The sequence below is a fragment of the Klebsiella sp. HMSC16A12 genome (assembly GCF_001808265.1).
Lineage (GTDB): Bacteria > Pseudomonadota > Gammaproteobacteria > Enterobacterales > Enterobacteriaceae > Klebsiella > Klebsiella pneumoniae.
This window is the reverse complement of sequence record NZ_KV792591.1, coordinates 20666-46505: the sequence shown is the minus strand read 5'-3', so window position 1 is coordinate 46505 and position 25840 is coordinate 20666. Positions and strand designations below refer to the sequence as shown.

General features: G+C 62.0%; 22 protein-coding genes and 1 pseudogene. 16 read left to right on the top strand and 7 right to left on the bottom strand.

The window, feature by feature from the left end:
• Window positions 1–63: 63 nt before the first annotated feature.
• From fhuB to mrcB, 5 genes are all read right to left on the bottom strand, one after another.
• Window positions 64–2046 (bottom strand): Fe(3+)-hydroxamate ABC transporter permease FhuB, encoded by a 1983-nt coding sequence (fhuB, locus tag HMPREF3140_RS10365; protein WP_004147134.1) that lies wholly within the window; start codon window positions 2044–2046, stop codon window positions 64–66.
• Entirely contained in the window at window positions 2043–2933 is an 891-nt protein-coding gene (gene fhuD, locus HMPREF3140_RS10360; RefSeq protein WP_004147133.1) for a Fe(3+)-hydroxamate ABC transporter substrate-binding protein FhuD, read from the bottom strand. Before fhuD ends, fhuB begins: the two co-directional genes overlap by 4 nt.
• Entirely contained in the window at window positions 2933–3730 is a 798-nt protein-coding gene (fhuC, locus tag HMPREF3140_RS10355; protein WP_002889212.1) for a Fe3+-hydroxamate ABC transporter ATP-binding protein FhuC, read from the bottom strand. Before fhuC ends, fhuD begins: the two co-directional genes overlap by 1 nt.
• A 45-nt stretch (window positions 3731–3775) precedes the next feature.
• A complete protein-coding gene (gene fhuA / locus HMPREF3140_RS10350) occupies window positions 3776–5983 on the bottom strand; it encodes a ferrichrome porin FhuA (RefSeq protein ID WP_004178624.1) in 2208 nt (735 codons plus the stop codon).
• Between the two features lie 234 nt (window positions 5984–6217).
• Window positions 6218–8770, bottom strand: coding sequence for a bifunctional glycosyl transferase/transpeptidase (mrcB, locus tag HMPREF3140_RS10345; protein ID WP_002889208.1), 2553 nt, complete (start codon window positions 8768–8770; stop codon window positions 6218–6220).
• A gap of 390 nt (window positions 8771–9160) precedes the next feature.
• Between mrcB and HMPREF3140_RS29265 the strand changes: the two are divergent.
• Together HMPREF3140_RS29265 and gspS are read left to right on the top strand one after the other, a co-directional pair.
• Window positions 9161–9232, top strand: a pseudogene (locus HMPREF3140_RS29265) (hypothetical protein); the annotation flags it as partial.
• A 125-nt stretch (window positions 9233–9357) separates the two neighbouring features.
• On the top strand, window positions 9358–9732 hold the full coding sequence (gene gspS, locus HMPREF3140_RS10335) for a type II secretion system pilot lipoprotein GspS (RefSeq protein ID WP_032409075.1): 375 nt from the start codon (window positions 9358–9360) through the stop codon (window positions 9730–9732).
• A gap of 38 nt (window positions 9733–9770) precedes the next feature.
• Here gspS and gspB read toward each other — a convergent pair whose 3' ends face one another.
• Together gspB and pulA are read right to left on the bottom strand one after the other, a co-directional pair.
• Window positions 9771–10328: a type II secretion system assembly factor GspB gene (gene gspB, locus HMPREF3140_RS10330; protein ID WP_032410840.1), complete on the bottom strand. Its 558-nt coding sequence runs from the start codon at window positions 10326–10328 to the stop codon at window positions 9771–9773.
• A gap of 256 nt (window positions 10329–10584) precedes the next feature.
• Window positions 10585–13893, bottom strand: coding sequence for a pullulanase-type alpha-1,6-glucosidase (pulA, locus tag HMPREF3140_RS10325; protein WP_032410839.1), 3309 nt, complete (start codon window positions 13891–13893; stop codon window positions 10585–10587).
• Between the two features lie 184 nt (window positions 13894–14077).
• Here pulA and HMPREF3140_RS28720 point away from each other — a divergent pair, with 184 nt between their 5' ends.
• The 14 genes from HMPREF3140_RS28720 to HMPREF3140_RS10255 are packed head-to-tail and all read left to right on the top strand — an operon-like array spanning window position 14078 to window position 25818.
• Window positions 14078–14215 (top strand): hypothetical protein, encoded by a 138-nt coding sequence (locus tag HMPREF3140_RS28720; RefSeq protein WP_004219434.1) that lies wholly within the window; start codon window positions 14078–14080, stop codon window positions 14213–14215.
• On the top strand, window positions 14200–15042 hold the full coding sequence (gspC, locus tag HMPREF3140_RS10315) for a type II secretion system protein GspC (protein WP_019705882.1): 843 nt from the start codon (window positions 14200–14202) through the stop codon (window positions 15040–15042). Before HMPREF3140_RS28720 ends, gspC begins: the two co-directional genes overlap by 16 nt.
• Window positions 15043–15051: 9 nt before the next feature.
• Entirely contained in the window at window positions 15052–17025 is a 1974-nt protein-coding gene (gene pulD, locus HMPREF3140_RS10310) for a GspD family T2SS secretin variant PulD (RefSeq protein WP_004194880.1), read from the top strand.
• Window positions 17022–18515, top strand: a complete 1494-nt coding sequence (gene gspE, locus HMPREF3140_RS10305; protein ID WP_004145888.1) for a type II secretion system ATPase GspE — start codon at window positions 17022–17024, stop codon at window positions 18513–18515. Before pulD ends, gspE begins: the two co-directional genes overlap by 4 nt.
• Before the next feature lies 1 nt (window position 18516).
• Window positions 18517–19731, top strand: coding sequence for a type II secretion system inner membrane protein GspF (gspF, locus tag HMPREF3140_RS10300; RefSeq protein WP_004177382.1), 1215 nt, complete (start codon window positions 18517–18519; stop codon window positions 19729–19731).
• Between the two features lie 20 nt (window positions 19732–19751).
• Window positions 19752–20174, top strand: a complete 423-nt coding sequence (gene gspG / locus HMPREF3140_RS10295) for a type II secretion system major pseudopilin GspG (RefSeq protein WP_002889054.1) — start codon at window positions 19752–19754, stop codon at window positions 20172–20174.
• The gene (gspH, locus tag HMPREF3140_RS10290; RefSeq protein WP_032410836.1) at window positions 20174–20689 is read left to right on the top strand and encodes a type II secretion system minor pseudopilin GspH; all 516 of its coding nucleotides are present in this window, start codon (window positions 20174–20176) and stop codon (window positions 20687–20689) included. Before gspG ends, gspH begins: the two co-directional genes overlap by 1 nt.
• Window positions 20686–21051, top strand: coding sequence for a type II secretion system minor pseudopilin GspI (gspI, locus tag HMPREF3140_RS10285; RefSeq protein ID WP_002889025.1), 366 nt, complete (start codon window positions 20686–20688; stop codon window positions 21049–21051). Before gspH ends, gspI begins: the two co-directional genes overlap by 4 nt.
• Entirely contained in the window at window positions 21048–21644 is a 597-nt protein-coding gene (gspJ, locus tag HMPREF3140_RS10280) for a type II secretion system minor pseudopilin GspJ (RefSeq protein ID WP_004191953.1), read from the top strand. The genes gspI and gspJ overlap by 4 nt, the downstream gene beginning before the upstream one ends.
• Window positions 21641–22627 carry a type II secretion system minor pseudopilin GspK gene (gspK, locus tag HMPREF3140_RS10275; protein ID WP_004183041.1) on the top strand — a complete coding sequence of 329 codons (987 nt, stop codon included), beginning with the start codon at window positions 21641–21643 and terminating at the stop codon, window positions 22625–22627. The genes gspJ and gspK overlap by 4 nt, the downstream gene beginning before the upstream one ends.
• On the top strand, window positions 22614–23807 hold the full coding sequence (gene gspL / locus HMPREF3140_RS10270; protein ID WP_004191957.1) for a type II secretion system protein GspL: 1194 nt from the start codon (window positions 22614–22616) through the stop codon (window positions 23805–23807). The genes gspK and gspL overlap by 14 nt, the downstream gene beginning before the upstream one ends.
• Complete coding sequence (locus HMPREF3140_RS10265) at window positions 23800–24285, top strand: type II secretion system protein M (protein WP_004145896.1); 486 nt, start codon at window positions 23800–23802, stop codon at window positions 24283–24285. The genes gspL and HMPREF3140_RS10265 overlap by 8 nt, the downstream gene beginning before the upstream one ends.
• The gene (locus HMPREF3140_RS10260; protein ID WP_004145897.1) at window positions 24275–25021 is read left to right on the top strand and encodes a type II secretion system protein N; all 747 of its coding nucleotides are present in this window, start codon (window positions 24275–24277) and stop codon (window positions 25019–25021) included. Before HMPREF3140_RS10265 ends, HMPREF3140_RS10260 begins: the two co-directional genes overlap by 11 nt.
• The gene (locus HMPREF3140_RS10255) at window positions 25018–25818 is read left to right on the top strand and encodes a prepilin peptidase (protein WP_070552977.1); all 801 of its coding nucleotides are present in this window, start codon (window positions 25018–25020) and stop codon (window positions 25816–25818) included. Before HMPREF3140_RS10260 ends, HMPREF3140_RS10255 begins: the two co-directional genes overlap by 4 nt.
• Window positions 25819–25840: the final 22 nt, after the last annotated feature.

Sequence of the window (25840 nt, the reverse complement as noted above, 5' to 3'; positions counted from 1 at the left end):
GCACAGCGCTGTAGCCCCGGTAAGCGATAGCGCCACCGGGGATGTTGAAGCCATCCAGGACCGTTAGCGACTCTGCTTTCTCAGCAAATAAATAAAGTAAGGCGCGCCGATAAAGGTCGACAGTAGCCCCGCCGGGATCTGATACGGGAACATCATCATCCGTCCGCACCAGTCGGCGAAGACCAGCAGCAGCCCGCCAGTCAGCCCGGAGATCACCATATGCGGTAGGGTTCGCCGGAAGCCCATCATCCGCGCGATATGCGGCGCCATCAGCCCGACAAAGCTCAGCGGGCCGATGGTCAGCGTCGCCGCCGCCGTCAGGCAGGCCGCCAGCAGCAGCAGAACAATCCGCGATGACGTCAGCGCCATGCCCACCGCTCGCGCCGCCTCCCCGCCCAGCGGCAGGATGGTTAACCAGCGACGACAGAGCGGCGCCAGCGCCAGCAGCGCCAGCATTACCGCGCCGCTACGCACCACCCTCTCCGGCGTCGCGCTATATGTCGACCCCGAAATCCACGTCAGGATCTGCGCCATACGCGGATCGCCGCTGGCCTGCAGCATCATCAGCAGCATAGTGAAGGCGGTGCTCAGCGCCATCCCCGCCAGCAGCATCCGATGCGGCGAGAAGCCGCCGCGCCCGGCGGCGAGCATAATGATCAGCAAGGTGGCCGCCGCGCCAAGGCTGCCGGCCGGCAGCAGCCAGCCAAAGGCGTCGCCAGGCACGAAGAACAGCATCAGCACCACGCCAAAAGCCGCGCCGGAGCTGATGCCCAGCACTTCCGGGCTGGCCATCGGGTTGCCGGTCAGGCGCTGGATAATACAGCCGGCGACCGCCAGCATGACCCCGGCGAACAGCGCCGACAGCACCCGCGGCCAGCGCCAGGGCAGGAGTTGCTCCAGCAGATCGCCGTGGGCCCACAGCCAGCCGTGGGCATCGCGACCAAAGGCCAGCGCCACGCTCACCGCCAGCAGCAGCAACGCGACGCCTGCGAGAACAAACCATTGCACATGATAGCGCTCAGGCTGCACATTATCGCCGCCGTTCATCACCGGGGCGCTGATGCTGCGCAACCGCGGCAGCAGCCACAGCAGCAGCGGCGCGCCAATCAGGGCGGTGACCGAGCCGGTGGAGACTTCCCGCCATACCCGGCTCAGCCAGAGGATCACCTGATCGGAAAGCCACAGGAGCAGCGCGCCGATCAGCGCCGCCAGCAGCAGCCGCGCCAGCAGCCGACGGGCGCCAAGCATTTTCGCCAGCAGCGGCGCGAACAGGCCGATAAAGCCGATAATCCCTACCGCGTTCACCAGCAGCGCGCTGATGACGATCGCCAGCGTCAGGGCGCCGAGGCGCGCCAGGGACAGCGCCAGCCCGAGGTTACGCGCCACCCCGTCATCGAGCCCCATCAGGGTCAGCGGCCGCAGCAGCAGCAAGGTGAGTATTGCCCCGCCAAGCAGCTGCGGCCACAGGCGCTGCGCTACGCTCCAGTCGGTCTGCGTCAGCGTCCCGGTGCTCCACAGGAACATGCTTTGCAGCTGGTCGTGATGGAAAATCACCATCAGCTGGTTAAGCGCGCCACAATAAAGGCTGACCACCAGCCCCGCCAGGATCAGCGTTACCGGCGACAGGCGCTTACCCCACGAGACGCCAAACACCAGCGCGCCCACCAGACAGGCCCCGGCCAGCGCGGCGAATTGCGACGCCAGCACGCCGGGAATAGCCCATAACGTGGTGACCGTTATCCCCAGCTGCGCGCCGGTGGCGACGCCAAGGGTGGTCGGTTCCGCCAGCGGATTACGCAGCACCTGCTGGAACAGGACGCCAACCAGTCCCAGCCCGGCGCCCACCAGCAGCGCAACAGCCAGTCTCGGTAACAAACTGTAATGAAACAGCATTTGGGCGATATCATCGACATCCGGCTGCCACAGCGCCTGCCGCCACTGCGCATAGGGCAAGGCGACATTGAGGTTGACGATGCTCAGCGCGAAGGCGACGCCCAGCAGCCCGGCCAGCAGGATAATAGCTAACGGCGAGAGACGCGTATTCATGCCGGACTCCCCTGGGCATCAGCCAGCACGCGGGCAAAATGCATCGCTGACAGCGTCGCGCCGTAGAACCAAACCGCCGGAACGCGCTGGAAGCGGCCCGCGCGCACGAAGGGCATCGCCTGCCATAGCGGCGTCGCCAGCAGTTGAGCCATATCTCGCTCATTGCCATGGTCGAAACAGATGACATCGGCTTCGTTAAATGCCGCCAGCCTGTCGATGCCAACGCTAACGCTTCCCCAGAATGCCGCTTCGCCGTGCCAGGCGTTTTTAATACCAAAGCGATCAAGCACCTCCTGGAACAGGCAGTTTTCGCCAAACACCAGCACGTGCCGGGGATCGAGCAGAGAGATCATCAGCAGCGGACGATCGCCGCGCCCGGCAAAACGCGGACGCAGGCTCTCCATCAGCGCGTCGAACTCCGCCAGATGGCGCTTCGCCTGCTGCGTTTTGCCCAGCAGATCGGCCATTTCCAGTAGCGAACGCTGGGCCATCGCCAGCGGCCGTTTGCCGTCGCTGAAGGTGAAACCGCGGCCGGGCGCGATACGCGCCAGCTTCTCCGGCGACGGGCCGTAGCCCGCCGACCAGACGATAAACGACGGTTTCATCTGCGTCAGCAGTTCAAGGTTGGGTTCGGTACGCAGACCAACATCGATCACCGAGTCGGGCAGCGCGGGTTCGTTCACCCACAAGCGATAGTTGGGAATATCGGCCACGCCATAGGGCGTCACGCCGAGCGCCAGCAGCAGCTCCGCGGGCAGCCACTCCAGGGCGACCACGCGCTGCGGGTCGACGTCGGCCGCCTGCGCGCCGCGCATCTGCCACAGCAGCGGCGAGAGCGCCATCGCGATCAGCAGGCGGCGTCGGGTTATCAGAGTTGGGTTCATCATCAATAGACAAAGCTTACCGGCGCCGCACCGGCCGGGTGTGGCAGGATCCCCATCGGGATGCCATAGATCTGTTCCAGAGTGTCGCTGCGCATCAGTTCCGCCGGCGTCCCCTGAGCAATCATTTCTCCGCCGCGCAGGGCCACCAGATAGTCGCAATAGCGGGCCGCCATATTAATATCGTGCAGGACGGCGATCACCGTCAGGCCGCGCTGCTGGCTGAGACGATGCACCAGCGCCAGAACATCGACTTGATGAGCAATATCCAGCGCCGAGGTGGGTTCATCGAGCAGCAGGCAGCGACTGTCCTGCGCCACCAGCATGGCGATCCACGCCCGCTGGCGTTCACCGCCGGAGAGGCTGTCCACCAGACGATGAGCGAGCGGCTTCAGCCCCACCAGCGCAATCGCCTCTTCTACTTTCTCACGGTCCGCTGCGCCAAAGCGACCCAGCGCGCCGTGCCATGGATAGCGGCCGATCGCCACCAGCTCGCGCACCGTCATACCTTCGGCCGGCGGCAGCTGCTGCGGCAGATAGGCCACTTTGCGGGCAAAGGCTTTGCTGCCCCAGCTCTCCAGCGGCTGCCCGTCCAGCAGCACTTCGCCTGCGGAGGGCGGCTGATGACGGCCAAGCATTTTCAGTAACGTCGACTTGCCGGAGCCATTATGGCCGATCAGGCCTGTGACTTTTCCGGTCGGGAAGGTGAGCGAGAGCGGATGGAGCAATGTGCGGCCAGGCACACGGAAAGTGACGCGATCCAGCGCGAAGGTGGTTTCTGCGTGCGGAGTCTGTTCCTGCATAGCGATAACCTGATAGAGGGCGCGGCGAACCGCGCCCGTAGGTGGTTAGAAACGGAAGGTGGCGGTGGCGACGACCTGACGTCCGGCGCCCCAGTAGCAGGCGTATTCGCTGTAGCAACTGGAGACATATTCGCGGTCGAACAGGTTGTTGACGTTGACGCCGACCGACGATCCCGGCAGGCCAAAGCGCGCCAGATCGTATTTCACCGTCGCATCCATCAGCGCATAACCGGCCACACTAAAGGCATCATTTTTCTTACCGGTGCTGGTGTCATTTTTGTAGTAGCTGACCGTTGAACCGATATAGCGCGCCCCGGCCCCAATCGTCAGACCGCTCAGCGCGGTTTCGTGGAAGGTATAATCCGCCCACAGGGAGGCCATGTTACGCGGCACTTCCGCCGGACGTTTGCCGTTGAACACCGTATCGTGAGTGTACTCCGCATCGGTGTAGCTGTAGGCTGCGGTGACGTTAATATTGGCGTTCACCGCCGCCTTCGCCTCCAGCTCAAGGCCGCGGGAGCGGATCTCGCCGGTCTGGATGCTGAACGCCTGGTTAGCCGGATCAGCCGTCAGGTTCTTGTCTTTGGTCAGCTGATAGACCGCCGCGGTGACCACCACCGGCATATCTTTCGGCACGTATTTCACGCCGGCTTCATACTGCTTACCGCGCGACGGATCGAACGGCTGGCCGCGGCTGTTGGAACCCGATACCGGTTCAAACGATTCGCTGTAGCTGAAGTACGGAGAGATGCCGTTATCGAACAGGTAGTTGATGCCGCCGCGCCAGCTGAACTGCTGGTCGTGATTCTCCGCCAGGCTGTTGGTGGCGCGGGTTAACGTTGAGGTCGTGGCGTAATCGTAACGGCCGCCCAGGGTCATCACCCATTTATCCCACTCCATCTGATCCTGCGCGTACAGGCCGGTCTGCTCCATCCGGTTGAGGACCGCGTACGGGAAGGTGACCTGAATATTCGGATTGCCGTACTGCGGATTGCTCATGCTGATAGGATCCGCCGTCCCGTAGTCGGCATCCACATCGTTACGCATCCGCGAGTAGTCCACGCCGGTCAGCAGCGTATGGCTGACCGCGCCGGTGGCGAAATCAGACTGCAGCTGGGTATCGACGGTGAAGGTGTTCAGGTGCTCGTCGGAGCGCACGTAGGCGCGATTCATGTAGCCCGGCGCGACATAGCCGTTGCCGTATACCGAACGATAGAGCGTATGCACATCGGCATAGCGCAGGTTCTGCCGCACGGTAAAGGTGTCATCGAACTGATGGGAGAAGCTGTAGCCCACCATCTTCTGGCGGCGGGAGATTTTATTATCGGACTCGCCTTCGTTGAAATCGGTCGGCAGCTTGTGCGCCTTACCGTTGGCGTCGTAATACGGCACCACGGTGCCTTCGCGCGGCAGCCAGCCGTAGTAGCCCGCATCCGGGTCATTCTGGAAGTTGCTCAGGAAGGTGAAGTCAGTTTTATCGTCCGGACGCCAGCTAAAGGAGGGCGCCACCGCGTAGCGGGTCGATTTCGCCATCTGCTGCTGGGCATCCTGACTGCGGCCAAGGCCGGTCAGGCGATACGACCAAACGCCAGCATCATCAATGGCGTCGCTAAAGTCAAACCCGGTCTGCCACAGATTGTCGGTGCCCATCTTAAACTGCACTTCTTTCAGCGGCTCGGTAGTCGGGCGCTTGCTGACCATGCTGACGATACCGCCCGGGTTGCTGTTGCCGTACAGCACCGAGGTTGGCCCGCGCATCACTTCCACACGCTCGAGGAAGTAAGGATCCATGGAGACTTCAGAGTAGTTATTCCCCTGCAGCTTCATGCCGTCCAGATACTGGTTGGTGTTGACGGTCGTCGAGGTGGTGAAGCCGCGAATGGTGACCACGTCATAGGTGGTCGAACTGCCGCGAGTAGAGAAGACGCTTGGCGTATAGGAGAGCGCCTCTTTTACCGTCGTCGGCTGGCGCATCTCCATCTCCTGGCGCGTCACCACCGACACAGACTGCGGCGTTTTTTCAATCGGGGTATCGGTTTTGGTCGCCGTGGCGGAGCGTTTTGCCGCGATAGTCGGCGCCGGTCCCCAGGCGCTTTCCTGGGCGGCCGGGGCGGCAACGACGGTGATAGTTTCTTCTTGCTTCGGTTGTTCTGCTGCCTGTGCGTAGACAGACATGCCGCTAACCGCCGTGGCTACTACAGCTGCGACTTTACGCAGCGAGTGATTTGGCTGAGCAGTTTTTGGACGCGCCATGGGTATATCTCTGATGAAAGTGAATGATAACGTAAACGAGAATTATTATTATGACGGGCGATATAATAGGCGAAACGTCGAAGGCAAGGCAAGCGATATGCCTGTCGCCGCCGGTCGAAGGCTGAATTAATAACCAGATAGTTATTATGGAGTTAAAGAGCCGTTAACTTTTTTACAGGCATAAAAAAACCCCTTAATACTTTCGTATTAAGGGGTCTGGTCGTGCGGTCAAAATCAGTTACTGCCGAACATATCCTTGATCCAGCCCGCGACGCCGTCGCTCTTTTCCTGCTGCTTCGGCGGCTGTTGCTGCTGTTGCTGCTGCGGCGGCGGTTGCTGCCCGGACTGATTAAACGGATTTTTCGCTTCCTGTTGCTGCAACTGCTGCTGTTGCATCATTTCGCCCTGACGGCACAGCGCATCCGGCTGCGTGGTCCAGACCGGCAGCGAACGCATACCGCCGCTGCAGACGAAGTTGCCGTTGCTGTCCACGCCCATATCAACCACGTCTTCCGGCACCGTCAGCACCAGCGGCGTTGGCGTCTGGTTCGCCAGATAGCGCTGGTAAATCGACATCGCGCCGCTGGCGCCGTACAGTTTGGTCGGCTGGTTATTGTCGCGACCCACCCAGGTGATGGTCACCTGACTACCGTCGATGCCGGCGAACCAGGTATCGACGTTATTGTTGGTGGTCCCGGTTTTCCCCGCCAGATGCAGGCCCGGATACTTCGCCCCCAGCTGACGCCCCGTACCGCGCTGCACCACCTGCTGCATAGTCCACAGCGTCATGTAGGCCGCCTGGGCAGGCACCGCGCGCTCCGCCTGCGGATAGCTCTGGTAGAGCACAGTGCCATCTTCGGCAATCACTGACCGCAGCGCGGAAAGCGGCGCACGGTTCCCACCGCTGGCGATGGTCTGGAAGGCCTGGGCCACTTCAATCGGCGTCAGGTTCAGCGCGCCAAGCAGCATCGACGGCACCGCGTTGAGCTGATTCTTCGGCGCCCCCAGTTTAGTCCAGGTATCGACTACCGCCGGCAAGCCCAGCGCCATCCCGAGGTTAACCGTCGGGACGTTCATCGAGCGAGTCAGGGCATCGACCAGCATCACCTGACCGCTGAAACGACGATCGTCGTTCTGCGGGGACCACGTCTGACCGTTGGACAGGCGAATCGTCACCGGCGCATCGGCGATCCAGGTATTCAGGCGATACTGATTCGGCTGGCTCAGCGCGGTCAGATAGGTCGCCGGCTTGGCCAGAGAACCAATCGATCGGCGGGCCTGCATCGCGCGGTTATAACCGGCGAACTGCGGCTCCGCGCCGCCGACCATCGCCCGCACTTCGCCGGTGAAGCGGTCAACCACCACCATGGCGGTTTCCAGGTCTGCCAGCTTACGCTGTTTCTTCAGAACCGGGATCCCTTCGGAGGCCGCTTTTTCCGCCGCATCCTGCGCCACCGAGTCGAAAGTGGTGAAGATCTTCACGCCGGAGAGATCTTTCACTTTATCGCCCAGCTTCGCCTGCAGTTCCTGACGAACCATCTGCATAAACGCCGGCTGCGGTGAAATCACCCCGCCGCGCGGCTGCACGCCCAGCGGACGGGCGCTGAGCATGTCGTACAGCTCCTGGTCGATAACCTGCTGCTGCTGCAGCAGACGCAGCACCAGATTGCGTCGTTCAAGGGCCAGTTTCGGGTTACGCCACGGGTTATAGACCGACGCCCCTTTCACCATCCCCACCAGCAGCGCCTGCTGGTCGAGGCTCAGCTCTTCCACCGGACGGCCGAAGTAATACAGGCTGGCCAGCGGGAAGCCGCGAATTTCGTTATCGCCGCTCTGGCCGAGGTACACCTCGTTCATATACAGCTCAAGGATGCGATCCTTGCTGTAGCGGGCGTCGACGATCAGCGCCATATACGCTTCGTTGGCTTTACGCCAGTAGGAGCGTTCGCTGGAGAGGAACAGGTTTTTCACCAGCTGTTGGGTCAGGGTACTCGCCCCCTGCACCGTTCGGCCTGCCGTCAGGTTCGCCAGCACCGCGCGGCCGATGGAGTAGAGACTGATCCCATCGTGCTCATAGAAGTGGCGGTCTTCGGTCGCCAGCAGGGTATCCACCAGCAGATCGGGGAAGCCGCTGCGCTTCACGAACAGGCGCTGCTCGCCGTTCGGCGACTGCAGCATGGTGATAAGACGCGGATCGAGGCGGAAGAAACCGAACTGGCGGTTATTATCCATATTCTCGATGGTCTCAAGATGGTCGCCGTCGAAAGTAAGACGCGCGCGCACCTGCCCTTCCTTACTGTCCGGGAAATCGAACGGACGACGGATCATCTCGATGCTGTTAGCCTGCACGGTATATTCGCCGGGGCGCGTCATCGCGCTGACCTGGCGATACTGCGTGGCGTTGAGCAGACGCACCATCTCGTTTTTGCTGATCTGCATGTCCGGCTCAAGGTTGACCATCCGGCCATAGACCGCGGCCGGCAGCTCCCAGACTTTACCGTCAATGCGGCTGCGGATTTTCTGGTCGAGGTAGACGCCATAGGCGGCAATCAGCACCGCGAAGACAATCCCCAGCTTGACCAGCAGCCACAGCCAGCTGCGCTTCCGACGAGGCTTGCCACCTTTGCCTTTGGCTTTTCTCGGCACCGGTTTCTCATCCTCATAATCATCGTCATCATACTCGTCGTCGTAGTCCTCTTCCCGGACCCGGCGACGGGTGACTTTCTGTTTAGTCGGACGTGAGGGTCTTCCCTTACGTCCGATAGGCTCGCGGTCATCTCCCGCCATGCTTTTTCTCCGCAACGTTCAGGCGCAAAGGCCTGATTCTCAATACTTCCCCTGTTCAGAGGAAGAAGAAATCTCTCAAATTAACGTCCAGGCTGCTTATCCTTCGGACGACAACCTGCTGGCAGGCAGGACGCGCCGCCAGCCTTTCAGAGGGTTGGTTTGCTTCATGTTACATGATACTAACAATAAAAATTCACCATAAAATCATTGTGTTAAACGCATCATCGGCAGAATAATTCAGAACATAGCACGTAATGTTCAGGGCATACAGGATAGCACTAAAATGCGACATTCTTAACCAGCATTTTACCTCCTGCGCACGTAACAAGATGGGAAAGAGTATGTTTTTTAATAACATAAAAAACGGCGCGCTTCCTGCCGGTCAACGCAGTGGCATCATCCGCAGATGAAAATATATTTTCCCAGCGCCAACGTTTATTATTGATAAAAGTAAAGTCGATTTAGCGCCTTTCCGTTGATAAAAATGAGAGCCTGTTAACATTTATGCAGAATAATATTTTATGATGACACCAGGTAAATATTTGTTAAACTAGCGGCCAGTGATTCATTATTTTGATTACTCTATGATGCGTATTCCGCTTATATTTCCGCTTTGCATGGTAGCCCTTCTCTCTGGCTGCCAACAAAAACCCGCCTCAACGCTCAGCCCGGCTATCAGCAGCCAGGCGCAGCTCGAGCAGCTCTCGTCCGTGGCGGCCGGGACGCGCTATCTCAAGAATAAATGTAATCGTAGCGATCTCCCCGCTGATGAAACGATATATCGGGCAGCGGTGAATGTCGGTAAAGCGCGCGGATGGGGAAATATTGACGTGGCGACGTTAAGCCCAAATAGCGACCGGCTTTACCAACAGCTATTACAGGACAGTACCCCGGAAGCCACACAGTGCAGTCAATTTAATCGTCAGCTCGCGCCATTTATTGCCAGCTTGCGCAGCGACTAAGCGAAATATCCTCAGCGCGCCGGTTATTGTGCGCGCTTTTATTCCTCTTTCGGCTCCTCGTCAATTTTTCCGCCCGGCCAGTCCTCCAGCGCCGCGAGGGTAAAGGTCGTGCCGTTGAAGCTGAAGATCGTCACATCCTGCTGGATCTGCTCCACCACCAGGTTCGGCAGGGGTGAATCGCCCTCCGTCCACGCTTTGCCGTTTAATACAATGCTGCGCTTTTCCGGTCGCGAGGCGTAGACATGGGCGCTGTAGCGCAGAGGCGGCAGCGTATCGCTGTCCACTTCCGGCGCCGCGGGCGCGCTGGCTTTTGCCGCCGGCGGCGGCGTCTTTGGCGCGGCCTCTCCGGCAGCGGTTAACGGCAGAAGCGCCGCATGCGCCACCGGCAAGGGCAGCGTTTGCGGCGGTGCCGGGTGACGCCACTGCTCGCCGCCAAACCAGCCGAGCGCGATAAATAATCCGGCGTACAGCGGGATAATCCAGCCGGGGATCTGCACCATCCGACCGCGACTCACCGGCGCGTCTGCCTGCGCGGACGGCGGCTGATGCGCCACCAGAGGCGGGATGCCTCTTTCACTATCATCACGAACAATCACAACCGTCTCCTGTTCCCTCACGGTGCAGAGAAGGCGCCCTTACGGGCGCCCCAGACTGCTGACAAAGTGCATTCTTCAGAGATTGCCCGGCGGCGCTACGCTAGTGCGGGCCGACAGATAACTGCATAACTGTTTGATATTGCAGTCTTTCGTAGGCCGGGTAAGGCGTAAGCCGCCACCCGACAGAAAGGCGAGCACAATAACGAAACAGGTTTGTCATCAGCCAGAGGCGCCCTTACGGGCGCCCTACGTTATGTTATTTACTGCTCACCGGCAGGCCAGCGCCCTGCGACTCGCCCTGCGGCAACTCGAGAACGGCAACCGACCAGGCCGGCAGCGTGACCGAACCGTCAGCGGCAACCTGCACGCCGCTCGCCAGCGACCGGTCGCCCGCCGCCTGCTGAATAGCGCTCAGCTGGAGCGATGTGCCGGCGAAGTCCTGCAGCGTCCGGCTTTCCGGCGCGGCGTTGATCGCCACCACGATGCCGTCGACACGGCTGTCCAGACTGGCGCCAGCCTGCATCCCGTCATCGATGGTCATCACCAGCAGACCCGTCTGCTGATCGGCGCCAGTATTGCGGAAGTCCACGCGCTTCATCACCGTCGCGCCGTCGCCGAGGGTAAACAGCGGAGACGATTTACGCAGCGCGGTCAGCTCCTGATAAAACGCGGTCATCTGCTTGAGCTCCGTTTCACCCGGAGTAGCCACCGCGTCTTTCACCCGGGCGATAATGTCATAATTGCTGCCATCATCGCTGCTGCGCGGCATACCGACGTTGTAGTTGTTGTCCTGCAGGGAGTAGTCCACGCGGTTAAACCAGTCGCCGGAATCATACGAATCGCGGGTAAAGGATTTAGAGCGCAGCAGCTCCGAGCCCTGCTGGTCAAAGGCGATCCCCTGGCCGAGCATCACCGTCGCCAGCGACACCGCCTGCATCCGGACGCGGGTATCGAGATCCGCCTCCTGAGCGGCTTTATAGCTGATCATGTCCCACAGCGTCTGGTTATCGTGTTTTGACACATAGTTCACGACTTCCGTCGGATCAGCCGCATAGCCGCCTGGCGCGCCGTTATAATCAATCTCGCTGCCTCTCTTCACCGCGCCGTCTTTGTCGATCAGCACAAAGTCCGCAAGGTTACCGGCCATGCCGAGACGGGTCAGATCGGCGAGGTGACGCGCCTGATCGTCGCTCAGGGTGGTCAGCTCATTCGGCAGAACGCCGGCCCCGCTGCCCACGCCCTGGTTCTGGCGTAATGCGTCACCGGAGTCGAACGGCCCGCCGCCGCGCACGGCGTCGCGCAGACGATCGGAGAACGTGCCGATCCCGGTGCCTTTGAGATTGATTTGCGAGGCAATTTCAAAGCGATCGCTCTGGTTGGAATCCCAGCCTTCGCCAAAGAAGTAGATATCCGGGTTCAGCGCTTTAATGCGTTCCCAGGCCGAGAGGATCTGCGCTTTCGGGTGGTAGCCCATCAGGTCGAAGCGGAAGCCATCGATCTTATAATCGGTGGTCCATACCGCCAGTGAATCGGCGATAAGCTTGGCGAACATCCGGTGCTCTGGCGCCGAGTCGGAGCAACAGGTAGCCGATTCCACGCTGCCGGTGGTTTCGTGCAGACGCTGGTAGTACCAGGGGACGATCTTATCCAGTACCGAGGTGCGATCGGTCGGGCCGGCGGCGTTGGTGTGGTTGTACACCACGTCCATAATGACGTTCATTCCCAGATCCTGCTTGATCGCCTGAATCATGGTGCGGAACTCTTTAATGCGCGCCGTGCCTTCCGGATCGGTGGCGTAGGATCCTTCCGGCACCGTGTAGTGGAACGGATCGTAGCCCCAGTTATAGGAGTCGGTCTGCGCCACCAGCGTATTCAACGCCTGCACCTGCGGGTTATCCTTGCTGTCGTTCTGCTTCAGCTGGGTCAGCACCTCTTCGACCGTCGAACCGCTGTCGCAATAGCCCGCGAACTCGCTGCTCTTCACCGCGCTGTTGATCTCGCACAGGCGACTGAACGGATGCTGAATATCGGCGACTTTGTCGCTGAACTCATTGACCGTCGCCAGATCGAAGACCGGCAGCAGCTCAATATGGGTCACGCCCGAGGCCGACAGCTGTTTCAGATGCTGGACCATATTGCTCTCCTGGGCGGTGAGCGCCAGATACTTACCGCGCAGTTCGGCGGGAACGGTTTGATCCCAGGCAGAGAGATCGCGAATATGCGACTCGTGGATCGTCATTTTCGCCAAGTCGGCTTTGGTTTTCTGCGCGTGCGGCATCGTCAGCCCGTCCCAGCCTTCCGGCTTCAGCGCGCTGTCGTTGAGATCGACCACCTGGCTGTACTCCGAGTTGGTCGACAAACTGTGGGCGTAGGGATCGGTCACTTCGTACTGCTCGACTTTACGCGACTGCGGGTGGTAGACCGTCATCGCGTAGCGGTAGAAGGCGCCCTTCAGGTCGCTTCCCCCCTGCCAGGACCAGGCGCCGGAGGCGCTATCGCGGGTCATCGGGTGACTGGCTATCACTTTCTTGTCCGCGCTATAGATCACCAGCTCGACCTGCTGCGCCGTGGGCGCCCAGACGCGGAAGGTCACGCCGCTATCGGTTAGCTGGGCGCCATAGCTCAGCGCCTCGGCGGCGGCGGCATAGGTATCGTCCAGCACGCCGGCGGTCTGCACCTGGGTGGCTGAGCTCAGGATCCCATCGCTTTCCGCGGCTATCGCCACCGTCTCGCCCTGCAGCAATTCATCGACGTTAACATCATCCGGCAGTTTAAAGGCTGGATAGCTGGCGAGATGCGGGAAGCGCATGCTTACCTGCTGGCTGACGGTGGTGGGGGTCAGCTTGACATATTTATCGCTAAATTCGCCGTTACTGTCGGCGGCCACCTTACTGCTGTGGCTGTAATAGAGGCGCACAATGGGTTTATTTTCCCCACCCGGCCACAGCAGAGTAGTCTTATCGACCCAGTGCGCATCGGCCAGCGCCACGCCAAAGGCGGCGCGGAAGGCGTCGGCGCGGGAGTCATAGACCGCGCTGTTGCCGGCGATGACCGATACCGTCCGATCGGTGAAATCACTGAAAGAGACGCGCAGGTCGCTGTCGATAAGCTTATTGGTGCCATCGCGGACGATAACGTTGATGCATCCGCTCTCTTTAGTCAGCGGGATCACCCAATAAGGGCCATATTTGTCGCTGCCGGTCGGGGTGGTGCTGACATCATTCCAGTCCGCCACCGGCGCGCTCAGCGCGTCACAGGTTTCGTTGTTCCATAAATAGAGGTTTTTCGTCGCATAGTCGGCCGGCGTGCTGCTGGTGATGCCGGCGATATCGACGAGATGAATGACAGCTTGCCTGGCGGAAGCCTGCACCGCTTCGCCTGGGACGGCAACGTCCGGTAAGCGGACGACGACATCCTGCGGGTCGGGCGTGCCGGGAGTGCCTGGGTTGCCAGGATTGCCTGGTGAACCCGGTGAGCCAGAGGTAGAAGAGGAAGAGCTGTTATCACAGCCACTCAATAATACTAACGATCCAAGAAATAGGGCATGACAGGTATATCTGAGCATTCGATAGTCCCTAATATGCTTATTAAATTATAAAAGGTAAGAAAGGATGAATATCTTTACAGCGCGCTAATTAGATATTTTTGCTTTCCCAGGCGCAATCATCCCCCACAAATGAGCGGGGGGCGTAGGAAGCCGGGGGAGTAAATCAATAAAGGGAATGACGACCCGAAACCGCAAACTGATTATGATTCGCCACGCTTATCGCCACTCTCCGGCAATAAATAATTCAAAAGCCAATAATCACCTACCTGTTTCGGTAGGGTATTACGCCAACGTGCAGAAAAATAAATTAGCAAAGGAATTAAAATGCCAGTTTCTGTGATGAGGTTAACAAATATAAATAAAGGGATAATTAAATTATTACCACAAATTGTGACGCTCATCATATTAATAACCGCTATCCCACAGCTGGCGAAATTAACCTGGCGCGTGGTATTCCCTGTGAGTCCTGAGGATATTTCCGCCCTACCGTTAACCATGCCTCCGCCGGCAGATCCGGAATTAAAAAATGTGCGGCCCGCATTTACCCTGTTTGGCCTGGCGGTGAAAAATAGCCCCACGCCAACGGATGCTGCCAGTCTCAATCAGGTGCCGGTTTCCAGCCTGAAGCTACGCCTGGCCGGGCTACTCGCCAGCAGCAACCCGGCGCGCTCCATCGCTATTATCGAAAAGGGAAATCAGCAGGTTAGCCTTAGCACGGGCGATCCTCTCCCAGGGTATGATGCGCGGATCGCCGCCATTCTGCCTGACCGGATCATCGTCAACTATCAGGGGCGCAAAGAGGCCATTTTATTATTTAACGACAGTCGCGCGCCGTCGCCGCCGCCCACCGCCGCGGGCAACCCGCCCCTCGTGAAGCGACTCCGCGAACAGCCGCAAAATATCCTCACTTATTTATCTATTTCGCCGGTACTCAGCGGCGACAAACTGCTGGGTTATCGGCTGAACCCAGGCAAAGACGCCTCGCTGTTTCGCCAGTCCGGCCTGCAGGCAAATGATTTGGCGATTGCCTTAAACGGCATCGATTTACGCGACCAGGAGCAAGCGCAACAGGCGCTGCAGAATCTGGCCGACATGACCGAAATAACGCTAACCGTTGAGCGGGAAGGCCAACGACACGATATTGCTTTCGCGCTGGGGGATGAATAATTGCCAACCATGAAACGCCTGCGAAAAATGCTGCCTGCGCTGCTGATATTAACCCCGCTGCTATTTTCTCCGGCCGCCGCGGAGGAATTTTCCGCCAGTTTTAAAGGCACTGATATCCAGGAATTTATCAATACCGTCAGCAAAAACCTGAATAAAACGGTGATTATCGATCCCAGCGTACGCGGTACTATCACCGTGCGCAGTTACGATATGCTCAATGAAGAACAATATTATCAATTCTTCCTCAGCGTGCTGGATGTATATGGCTTCGCCGTGATCAATATGAATAACGGCGTGCTAAAAGTGGTCCGCGCCAAAGACGCCAAGACCTCGGCCGTGCCGGTCGCCAGCGCGGCCGCGCCGGGCGAAGGCGATGAAGTGGTCACCCGGGTGGTGCCCCTGACCAACGTCGCCGCCCGCGATCTCGCCCCGCTGCTCCGCCAGCTGAACGATAACGCTGGCGCCGGCAGCGTGGTCCATTATGAGCCCTCCAACGTACTGCTGATGACCGGCCGCGCGGCGGTTATCAAACGCCTGCTGACCATTGTCGAGCGCGTCGACAACGCCGGGGATCGCAGCGTGGTGACCGTGCCCCTTTCCTGGGCCTCCGCCGCGGAAGTAGTCAAACTGGTTACCGAGCTTAATAAAGATACCAGCAAGTCGGCGCTGCCGGGCTCGATGGTGGCGAACGTGGTGGCCGATGAGCGCACCAACGCGGTACTGGTGAGCGGCGAACCAAACTCGCGCCAGCGCATTATCGCCATGATCAAACAGCTCGACCGCCAGCAGGCGGTACAGGGTAACACCAAAGTGATCTACCTGAAGTACGCCAAAGCCGCCGATCTGGTGGAAGTTCTGACCGGGATCAGCAGCTCGCTGCAGAGCGACAAGCAAAGCGCCAGGCCAGTGGCCGCGATCGACAAAAATATTATTATCAAAGCCCACGGCCAGACCAACGCCCTGATCGTCACCGCGGCGCCAGACGTGATGAACGATCTTGAGCGGGTGATCGCCCAGCTCGATATCCGCCGCCCGCAGGTGCTGGTGGAGGCGATTATTGCCGAAGTGCAGGATGCCGATGGCCTTAATCTCGGTATCCAGTGGGCAAACAAAAACGCCGGCATGACGCAGTTCACCAATAGCGGTTTGCCGATATCGACGGCTATCGCCGGCGCCAACCAGTACAACAAAGACGGTACCATCAGCAGCTCGCTGGCCAGCGCCCTCGGCTCGTTTAATGGTATCGCCGCCGGCTTCTATCAGGGGAACTGGGCGATGCTGCTCACCGCCCTCTCCAGCAGTACCAAGAACGATATTCTGGCCACCCCCAGCATCGTCACCCTCGATAACATGCAAGCCACTTTTAACGTCGGCCAGGAAGTTCCGGTATTAACCGGCTCGCAAACCACCTCAGGCGACAACATCTTCAATACCGTCGAGCGCAAAACCGTCGGCATTAAACTGAAGGTGAAACCGCAGATTAACGAAGGCGATGCGGTGCTGCTGGAGATTGAGCAGGAGGTATCGAGCGTTGCCGACTCGGCCTCCAGCACCAGCAGCGATCTCGGGGCGACCTTCAATACCCGGACGGTGAATAACGCCGTGCTGGTCGGCAGCGGCGAAACGGTGGTGGTTGGCGGGCTGCTGGATAAAACCGTCACCGATACCGCTGACAAAGTGCCGCTGCTCGGGGATATCCCGGTGATCGGCGCCCTGTTCCGCTCCGACAGCAAGAAAGTGTCGAAACGCAACCTGATGCTGTTTATCCGCCCGACCATCATTCGCGATCGCGATGAGTACCGCCAGGCTTCTTCCGGCCAGTACACCGCCTTCAACAATGCGCAAACTAAACAGCGGGGTAAAGAAAGCAGCGAAGCGTCGCTCAGCAACGACCTGCTGCATATCTATCCGCAGCAGGAGACCCAGGCCTTCCGCCAGGTCAGCGCCGCCATTGACGCCTTCAATCTCGGAGGCCGCCCATGACGCCAGCCGCCGAACGCCGTCCGCTGTTGCCCTTCGCCTGGGCCCGCGCGCACCATCTTGTGCTGCTCAGCGACGGTGAACGCTGCGAAGCGCTGTGCCGCCCCGATACCGCCGCCCGGGCGCTGCTGGAAGCGCGCCGCCTGGCGGACGGGCCGATGCGCGTCAGCCGTCTGGCGCCGGACGCGTTCGAGAAAGTGCTGGTGCTCAGCTATCAGCGTGATTCGGCGGAGGCGCACCGCATGATGGCCGACATCGGCAATGAGCTCGACCTCTATACCCTCGCCGAAGAGCTGCCGGACACCGACGATCTGCTCGACAGCGAGGACGACGCGCCGATCATCCGCCTGATCAACGCCATGCTCACCGAGGCCATCAAAGAGAAAGCCTCGGATATTCATATCGAAACCTACGAGCGCCATCTGCAGATCCGCTTTCGCGTCGACGGCGTGCTGCGCGAAATTCTGCGCCCGCAGCGGCGGCTGGCCGCCCTGTTAATTTCGCGCATCAAGGTGATGGCCAGCCTGGACATTGCCGAAAAGCGGGTCCCTCAGGATGGCCGCATGGCGCTGCGCATCGGCGGGCGAGCAATCGACGTGCGCGTCTCCACCCTGCCCTCCAGCCACGGCGAACGCGTCGTCCTGCGTCTGCTGGACAAAAACAGCGTCAACCTGGATCTGCTGACGCTGGGCATGCCGCCCGCCCTGCTCGATCGGGTCGATGCGCTGATCGCCCGCCCGCACGGCATCATCCTGGTCACCGGTCCGACCGGCTCCGGGAAAAGCACGACGCTCTACGCCGCCCTCAGCCGCCTCGACGCCCGGGAGCGCAACATCATGACCATTGAAGATCCGGTGGAGTATGAGCTGGAGGGCATAGGCCAGACCCAGGTCAACGCCAAAGTCGAGATGACCTTCGCCCGCGGCCTGCGCGCCATCCTGCGCCAGGATCCGGACGTAGTGCTGGTGGGCGAAATCCGCGATGGCGAAACCGCCCAGATCGCCGTTCAGGCCTCGCTGACCGGGCACCTGGTGCTGTCGACCCTGCACACCAACAGCGCGCTGGGCGCCATTTCCCGTCTACAGGATATGGGCGTGGAGCCTTTTTTACTCTCTACCTCGCTGCTGGCGGTGATGTCGCAGCGGCTGGTGCGCCAACTGTGCCCGCACTGCCGTCAGCCCTGGCAGGCGGATGCCAACACCGCCCGGCAGATGGCGGTCCCGGTCGGCGCGCGGCTGTGGCAGCCCAAAGGCTGTCCGGAGTGTAATTTCATCGGCTATCGCGGGCGTACCGGGATCCATGAACTGCTGCTAATCGACGATCGCGTGCGCGCCGCCATCCACCGCGGCGAGAACGAGATCACCCTGATCCAGCAGCTGGGGCCAGCCTGGCAAACCCTGCGCCATGCCGGACGCGACAAAGCGCTGGCGGGGATCACCAGCTGGGAGGAGGTGATGCGGGTCACCGAACAGCAAACGACGGAAAGCGTCTAAGATGGCCCTGTTTCGCTATCAGGCGCTGGACGCGCAGGGCAAAACCCGCCGCGGCCTTCAGCAGGCCGACTCCGCCCGCCACGCCCGCCAGCTGCTGCGGGACAAGGGCTGGCTGGCGCTGGAAGTGACAACTGCCGACCCGGCGCGCCGACTGTGGGCCGGCGGATCCCTTACCCGGCGCACCAGCGCCGGTGATTTAGCCCTGCTCACCCGCCAGCTGGCGACTCTGGTTGCCGCCGGGATCCCGCTGGAAAAGGCGCTCGATGCCGTCGCCCAGCAGTGCGAAAAGCCGTCGCTAAGAACGTTAATGGCCGGGGTGCGCAGCAAAGTGCTCGAAGGCCACTCGCTGGCGGAGGCGATGCGCGGCTATCCCGCCTGCTTCGACGGGCTGTTCTGCGCCATGGTGGCGGCCGGCGAAACCTCCGGCCATCTCGACGGCGTACTGAACCGGCTGGCGGACTATACCGAGCAGCGCCAGCAGCTCCGCGCCCGCCTGCTGCAGGCGATGATCTACCCCATCGTACTGACGCTGGTCGCTATCAGCGTGATCGCCATTCTGCTCTCCACCGTGGTGCCGAAAGTCGTTGAGCAGTTTGTCCATCTTAAACAGGCCCTGCCCTTCTCTACCCGGCTGCTAATGAGCCTGAGCGACATCGTGCGCAGCGCGGGCCCCTGGCTGGCGCTGCTGTCGTTACTGGCGCTGCTGGCGCTGCGCTATCTGCTGCGCCAGCCCGCCCGGCGGCTCGCCTGGGACCGGGCGCTGCTGCGCCTGCCGGTCATCGGCCGCGTGGCCCGCAGCGTCAACAGCGCGCGCTACGCCCGCACCTTAAGCATTCTCAATGCCAGCGCGGTGCCGCTGCTGCTGTCGATGCGCATCAGCGCCGACGTCCTCAGCAACGCCTGGGCGCGCAGCCAGCTGGCGGCGGCCAGCGAATCGGTACGCGAAGGCGTCAGTCTGCATCGGGCGCTGGAATCCACCGCCCTGTTTCCGCCGATGATGCGCTACATGATCGCCAGCGGCGAACAGAGCGGCGAACTGACCGCCATGCTGGAGCGCGCGGCGGAGAACCAGGACCGGGAGCTGAGCGCGCAGATCCAGATGGCCCTCAGCCTGTTTGAGCCTCTGCTGGTGGTCACCATGGCCGGCATGGTGCTGTTTATCGTGCTGGCCATCCTGCAGCCGATCCTGCAACTGAACACCCTTATGAGTATGTAACTGTATTAATGGAGAAAACTATGCAACGGCAACGCGGTTTCACGTTACTGGAAATTATGGTGGTGATCGTCATTCTCGGCATTCTCGCCAGCCTGGTGGTGCCTAACCTTATGGGCAACAAGGAGAAAGCGGACCGCCAGAAAGTCGTCAGCGATCTGGTGGCGCTCGAGGGAGCGCTGGACATGTATAAACTCGACAACAGCCGCTACCCCAACACCGAGCAGGGACTGCAGGCGCTGGTGACCGCTCCGGCCGCCGAGCCGCATGCCCGCAACTACCCGGAAGGCGGCTATATCCGCCGTCTGCCGCAGGACCCGTGGGGAAATGAGTATCAGCTGTTAAGCCCGGGTCAGCATGGCGCCATCGACGTCTTCAGCGTCGGCCCGGACGGGATGCCCGACACCAATGACGATATCGGCAACTGGACCCTCGGGAAGAAATAGTGTCTCAGCGCGGTTTCACCCTCCTGGAGATGATGCTGGTCCTGCTGCTGATCGGCGTCAGCGCCAGCATGGTGCTGCTGGCGTTTCCCTCCGCCCGCACCCAGGAGGCCACACAGATCCTGGCGCGCTTTCAGGCGCAACTGGATTTTGTCCGCGAGCGCGGGCAGCAAACCGGTCAGCTCTTCGGCATTATCATCCACCCTGAGCGCTGGCAGTTTATGCGCCTGCAGCCTGCCGACGATAGCGCCCCGGCGGCGGCTGACGACCGGTGGGGCAACGCGCAGTGGCTGCCGCTGCAGGCCGGACGCGTCACCACGGCGGAAACCCTCCCGCGGGCCAGGCTGACGCTGCGCTTTCCCGACGGCCAGGCGTGGACGCCGGGCGAGCAGCCCGACGTGCTTATTTTTCCCGGCGGTGAAGTCACGCCGTTTCAGCTGCGGATTGACGCCGCGAGGGGCATCAACGTCGACGCCCAGGGCGACAGCCAGCCGCTGGCGGCGCGGGAGCAGCCATGAAGCGTGAAGCCGGAATGACGCTTATCGAAGTGATGGTCGCGCTGGTGATTTTCGCCCTCGCTGGCCTGGCGGTGATGCAGTCCACCCTGCAGCAGACGCGCCAGCTCGGGCGTATGGAAGAGAAAATCCTCGCCAGCTGGCTGGCGGATAACCAGCTGGTGCAGCTGCGGCTGGAGAAACGCTGGCCTGCCCTCAGCTGGTCTGAAACCACCGTGGAGGCCGCCGGGACGCGCTGGTTTGTCCGCTGGCAGGGAGTGGAAACCGCGCTGCCGCAGCTGCGGGCGCTGGACGTGGAGGTCCGGCGGCAAAAAAGCGATCCCGCGCCGCTGGCCACCCTGCGCACCTGGGTGACGCCGCCATGATAACGAAAATGCGCGGTTTCACTCTGATCGAAACGCTGCTGGCGCTGGCTATTCTCGCCGTCCTCAGCGCCGCCGCCGTGATGGTGCTGCAGAACGTCATCCGCGCCGATGGCCTGACCCGCGAGAAAAGCCAGCAGATCGCGGCCCTCCAGCGCGCCTTTCGCCAGATCGCCGACGATGTCACCCACATCATTCCCCGTCGCGCCAGAAACAGCGACACGTTTTTCTTCGCCGGACGTTTCCAGTTGCAGAGCGACGACTGGGGACTGGCCTTCAGCCGCAGCGGCTGGCCAAACCCGCAGGGGATCCTCCCGCGCTCGGAGATCCAGAACGTCAGCTACCGTCTGCGCCAGCAGCAGCTTGAGCGTCTGAGCTTCGATCAGCAGGATCCGCTGACCGGCAGCCAGCCGACGGTCCGGGTGCTGCTGCGCGAAGTAACCGCGTTTCGCCTGCGGTTTTACGCCGACGGGCGCTGGCAGGAAACCTGGGACCGCCCGCAGAGGCTGCCGCAGGGGCTGGAGATCACCCTGACGCTGGCGAACAGCGGGGAGATAACCCGCCTGTTTTTACTCACCCCGGGAGGCGGCCAGTGATAAATCGGCAACGCGGCGTCGCGCTCCTGATGGTGCTGTTCATCCTCGCCCTGATGATGATCCTCGCCAGCGCCATGACCGAGCGCACCGCGGTCATGTATCAGCATACCGCCGTGACCCTCGATAATTTGCAGGCCAGATGGTACGCCCTGGCGGCGGAAAATATGGCCGCCGCGCTGCTGCAACGCGATGCGCTGGACTCGCCCAGTCAAACGAACCTGGCGCAAACCTGGGCGCAGGAGGGGCGCCGCTTTACCCTCGACGATGGCGAAATCCGCGCCACGATCCGCGACGGGCACGCCTGCTTTAACCTCAATGCCATCAACCATCGCACGGATGAGGCTGGCGACGGAACGCCCTACCCGACCGACGTCTTCGTTCGGCTGCTGGCGCTGCTCGGCGAGCCGCCGCTGCGCGCCAGCCAGATCGCCGCCGCCCTTGGCGACTGGACGGACAGCGACGGCCAGCCGCGGCTGAACGGGGCGGAGGACGAGGTCTATATGGCGCAAACCCCGGGCTATCTCGCCGCCAACCAGCCGATGCAGGATGTCAGCGAGTTGCGCCTGCTGGCCGGGATGGACGCCGCGCTCTATCAGCGCCTGCTCCCCTTCGTCTGCGTCCAGCCGGATGACGCGCTGCAGGTCAATGTCAACACCCTGCGCCCCTCCCAGGCCGCCCTGCTGGTGGCCCTCTTTCCCGGCGATCTGACGCTGCAGGAGGCGCAACAGCTGCTGCACAACCGCCCGCGAACCGGGTGGAGCAGCGTCGCCGCCTTTCTCGCGCAGCCGACGCTGCAGAAAACCGATACCACGCTTGCCCGTCCCTGGCTGACGGTGCACAGCGCACGCTTTATCGCCGCTTTTACCGTGGTGACTGGCAATCTCCGCTTTCAGCTGCACAGCGTCCTGCAACAATCGGGGCGCACGTTTACCGTCGTCCAGCGGCGATATGGACTCTCTATGGTGGTCGATGAACAAGATTAATGCTTCTCCCCAGGCCATGCTGATCGTGCGCCTCGCCGCCGCGCAGGCGCCGCTGCACTGGCAACTCTTCGCCCCCGGCGAGCCGCACCACGAGGCCAGCGGCCGGTGGCCGACTGACGACGCCAGCCCTTTCCCGGCGCTGGCTGAGCAGTACCCGGCCTGGGTGCTGATCCCGGCCAGCGACTGCGCGTTTCACTCGCTCACCCTACCGGCGGGCCTGCGTAAACCGCCGCTGCAGGTGGCCCCGTTTCTGCTGGAAGAGCAGCTGGCAGACGATGTGGAAGCCACCCATTTTGCCCTGCTCCACCGCCAGCAGGCCCAATGCGAGATCGTCGCCGTACAGCGGCAAAAAATGCGCGACTGGCTGGCGCGCTGCGAATCGCTCTCCTTACAGCCCCTGGCGTTGACGCCCGACGTGCTGGCCCTGCCCTGGCAACCGCCGGCGTGGAGCGCGGTGCAGGTGGACGAGCAGTGGCTGATCCGCCACCAGCCGTGGGGCGGCATGGCGGCGGAAAACGTCTGGCTGACGGAGCTGCTGCAGAGCGAGGCGGAAGAGCACGTCATCGACAGCTATTCGCCGCCGCCCGCGGCGCCGGGCGTCTGGCGGGAGCAGCCTGCGCAGACATTGCTGACCCTTGCCGCACGCCATCCGGCAGCGCAGAAACTCAGTCTGCTGCAGGGGGAGTTCGCCGTCCGGCGGCGGTCTGCGCAGGCGAGCTGGCGTCCGGCGCGGTATGCCGCGCTGGCTCTGGCGTTACTGGCAGGGGCAAACAGCGTGCTGGACCATCGCGATCTGGCGCGTCAGGCCGAGGCGGCGCAACAGGCCAGCCGGGCCTTCTATCACCGCTGGTTTCCGACGGAGAAAAAGGTGATTAACCCGCGACTGCAGATGCAGCAGCACCTGCAAACCCTCACCCGTCAGGCGCAGCATGCCCCCCTCGTCGACCGCCTCAGCGCCTTGCAAAACATCCTCAGCGAAACGCCGGGGATCCGTCTGCGAGCGCTGAGCTGGGATGCCGCGGGCAATCGTCTGCAGCTGGATATCGCCGCGGTCTCTTCCCGGGCGCTGGAGCAGTTTACCCAGCGGGCGCAGCCGCGGTTTCGCGTCCGGCCGGGCGACATGATCACGAAACCGGATGGCATTGAGGGACAACTGACGCTGGAGGAAAACGATGGCTAATCTGCTTATCTGGTGGCGGCAGCGCACGCCGTCGGAGCAGCGCCTGTTGCTTGGTCTGACAGGGCTGCTGGCGGCATGCGCCTTCTGGTATGGGCTGTGGCAGCCCTGGCGAGCCCGCGAGGCGCAGTGGCGGCAAACCCTGGTGAAAGAGCAGGCCAGCCTGCGCTGGATGACGGAGCAGGCTCCGCGCCTGCAGCAGCTCAGCCAGCAGCCCGCGCCGGCGGCAAAAGAGGCGCTCACCGCGCTGGTGATGCGCGAGGCGGCGAGCCACGGACTGACGGTCGTCCGCCTGCAGCCGCAGGGAAAACGTCTGCAGATCACCCTTCAGCCCTGCGCTTTCCAGGCGCTGATCGACTGGCTGGACGCTCCGGCGATGCGCGGCGTCAACGCGATCTCGCTGTCCGTGACCGGGCAGCCGTCGCGGCCCGGCTGGGTCACGGTCAACCATCTGCTGCTGGAGCGCGACGATGAAGGCTAACTGGATCGCGGGCGGACTGCTGCTGGTCCTCTATCTGTTGTGGCTCACCGCCACCGCTCCGGCGCGCCTGCTGGCCCCCATGCTGCCGCCCGGCGTACAGGTGGGGCAGTTTAGCGGCAGCGTCTGGCGCGGCGCGGCGCAACCGGTCTACTGGCATGGGGAACGGCTTGAACGACTGGCGTGGTCGCTGACCCTGGCGGGCTGGCAGGTCTCTCTCAGCGATCCCCGCGGCGTGATGGGTCAGGCCCGGCTGTGGGGCCTTCGCGATCTGCGCCTACAGGAGGGGCGGCTCACCGCCCCCGCCAGCCTGCTCAGCCGCTGGTTGATGTCGACTATGCCCGTCAAGGCCGCGGGGGAGGTCACCTTCAGCCTGACCGAAGGGCGGTTCAGCGACGGACGCTGCCGGCATATCATCGCCGGAGGCGCGCAGTGGCGGCAGGCCCGATTGCACTCCCCGGTCGGCAGCCTGGAGCTGGCCCAGGTTAATGGCACCTTCCGCTGTACGGTGGACGGCGCCGTGGCGCTGACTCTCCGTCAGGACTCTCATCAGCTGAGCCTCAGCGGCCAGGGGACTCTGTCGCCCGATGGCCGCTATCTGTTTCGCGGCACGCTACAGCCCCGGCAGGGGATGCCGCCGCTGCTGGCGCTGCTGGTCACGCGCCCGACAGCGAATAACGCCCCGGGCCCGACGCCGTGGCAGCTGCAGGGAAAATGGTTACCACAGGAGCAAAAATGACGACACTAGCCGCGTTATCGCTGCACTTTCCCTTTGTCTGGTATGGCTTTCTACTGCTGTTCGGCCTGGCGCTGGGCAGCTTTTACAATGTGGTGATCTATCGTCTGCCGCGCATGTTGACCCAGACCGCGGACGACGAGCGGATAACCCTCAGCACCCCGGGCTCTTCCTGCCCGCAGTGCCGCCAGCCGATCGCCTGGCGGGACAATATCCCGCTGCTCAGTTTCCTCTGGCTGGGCCGTCGCGCCCGCTGCTGTCAGGCGCCCATCGCGTGGAGCTATCCGCTGACCGAGCTGGCCACCGGCCTGCTGTTTATCCTCGCCGGAGCTTTGCTGGCGCCGGGCCTGCCGCTGGCGGGCGGCCTGGTGCTGCTCTCGTTCCTGCTGATACTGGCGCGGATTGACGCCCGGACCCAGCTGCTGCCCGATCGCCTGACTCTGCCCCTGCTGTGGGCCGGGCTGCTGTTCAATCTTAACGAGGTGTACATTGCCCTGCCGGATGCGGTCGCCGGGGCGATGGCCGGTTATCTGGCGCTGTGGTCGGTCTACTGGCTGTTCCGCCTGCTGACCGGGAAAGAGGCGCTGGGCTATGGCGATTTTAAGCTGCTGGCGGCGCTGGGCGCCTGGTGCGGCTGGCAGGTTCTGCCGCAGGTGCTGTTGCTCGCTTCGGCCAGCGGGCTGGTGTGGACCCTACTGCAACACCTGTGGACCCGGCAGTCGCTGCAGCAGCCGCTGGCCTTCGGCCCCTGGCTGGCGCTGGCCGGCGGGGGTATTTTTCTCTGGCAGCAGATGGTCTAGCGTTTGCGATCCGACTGGCCGG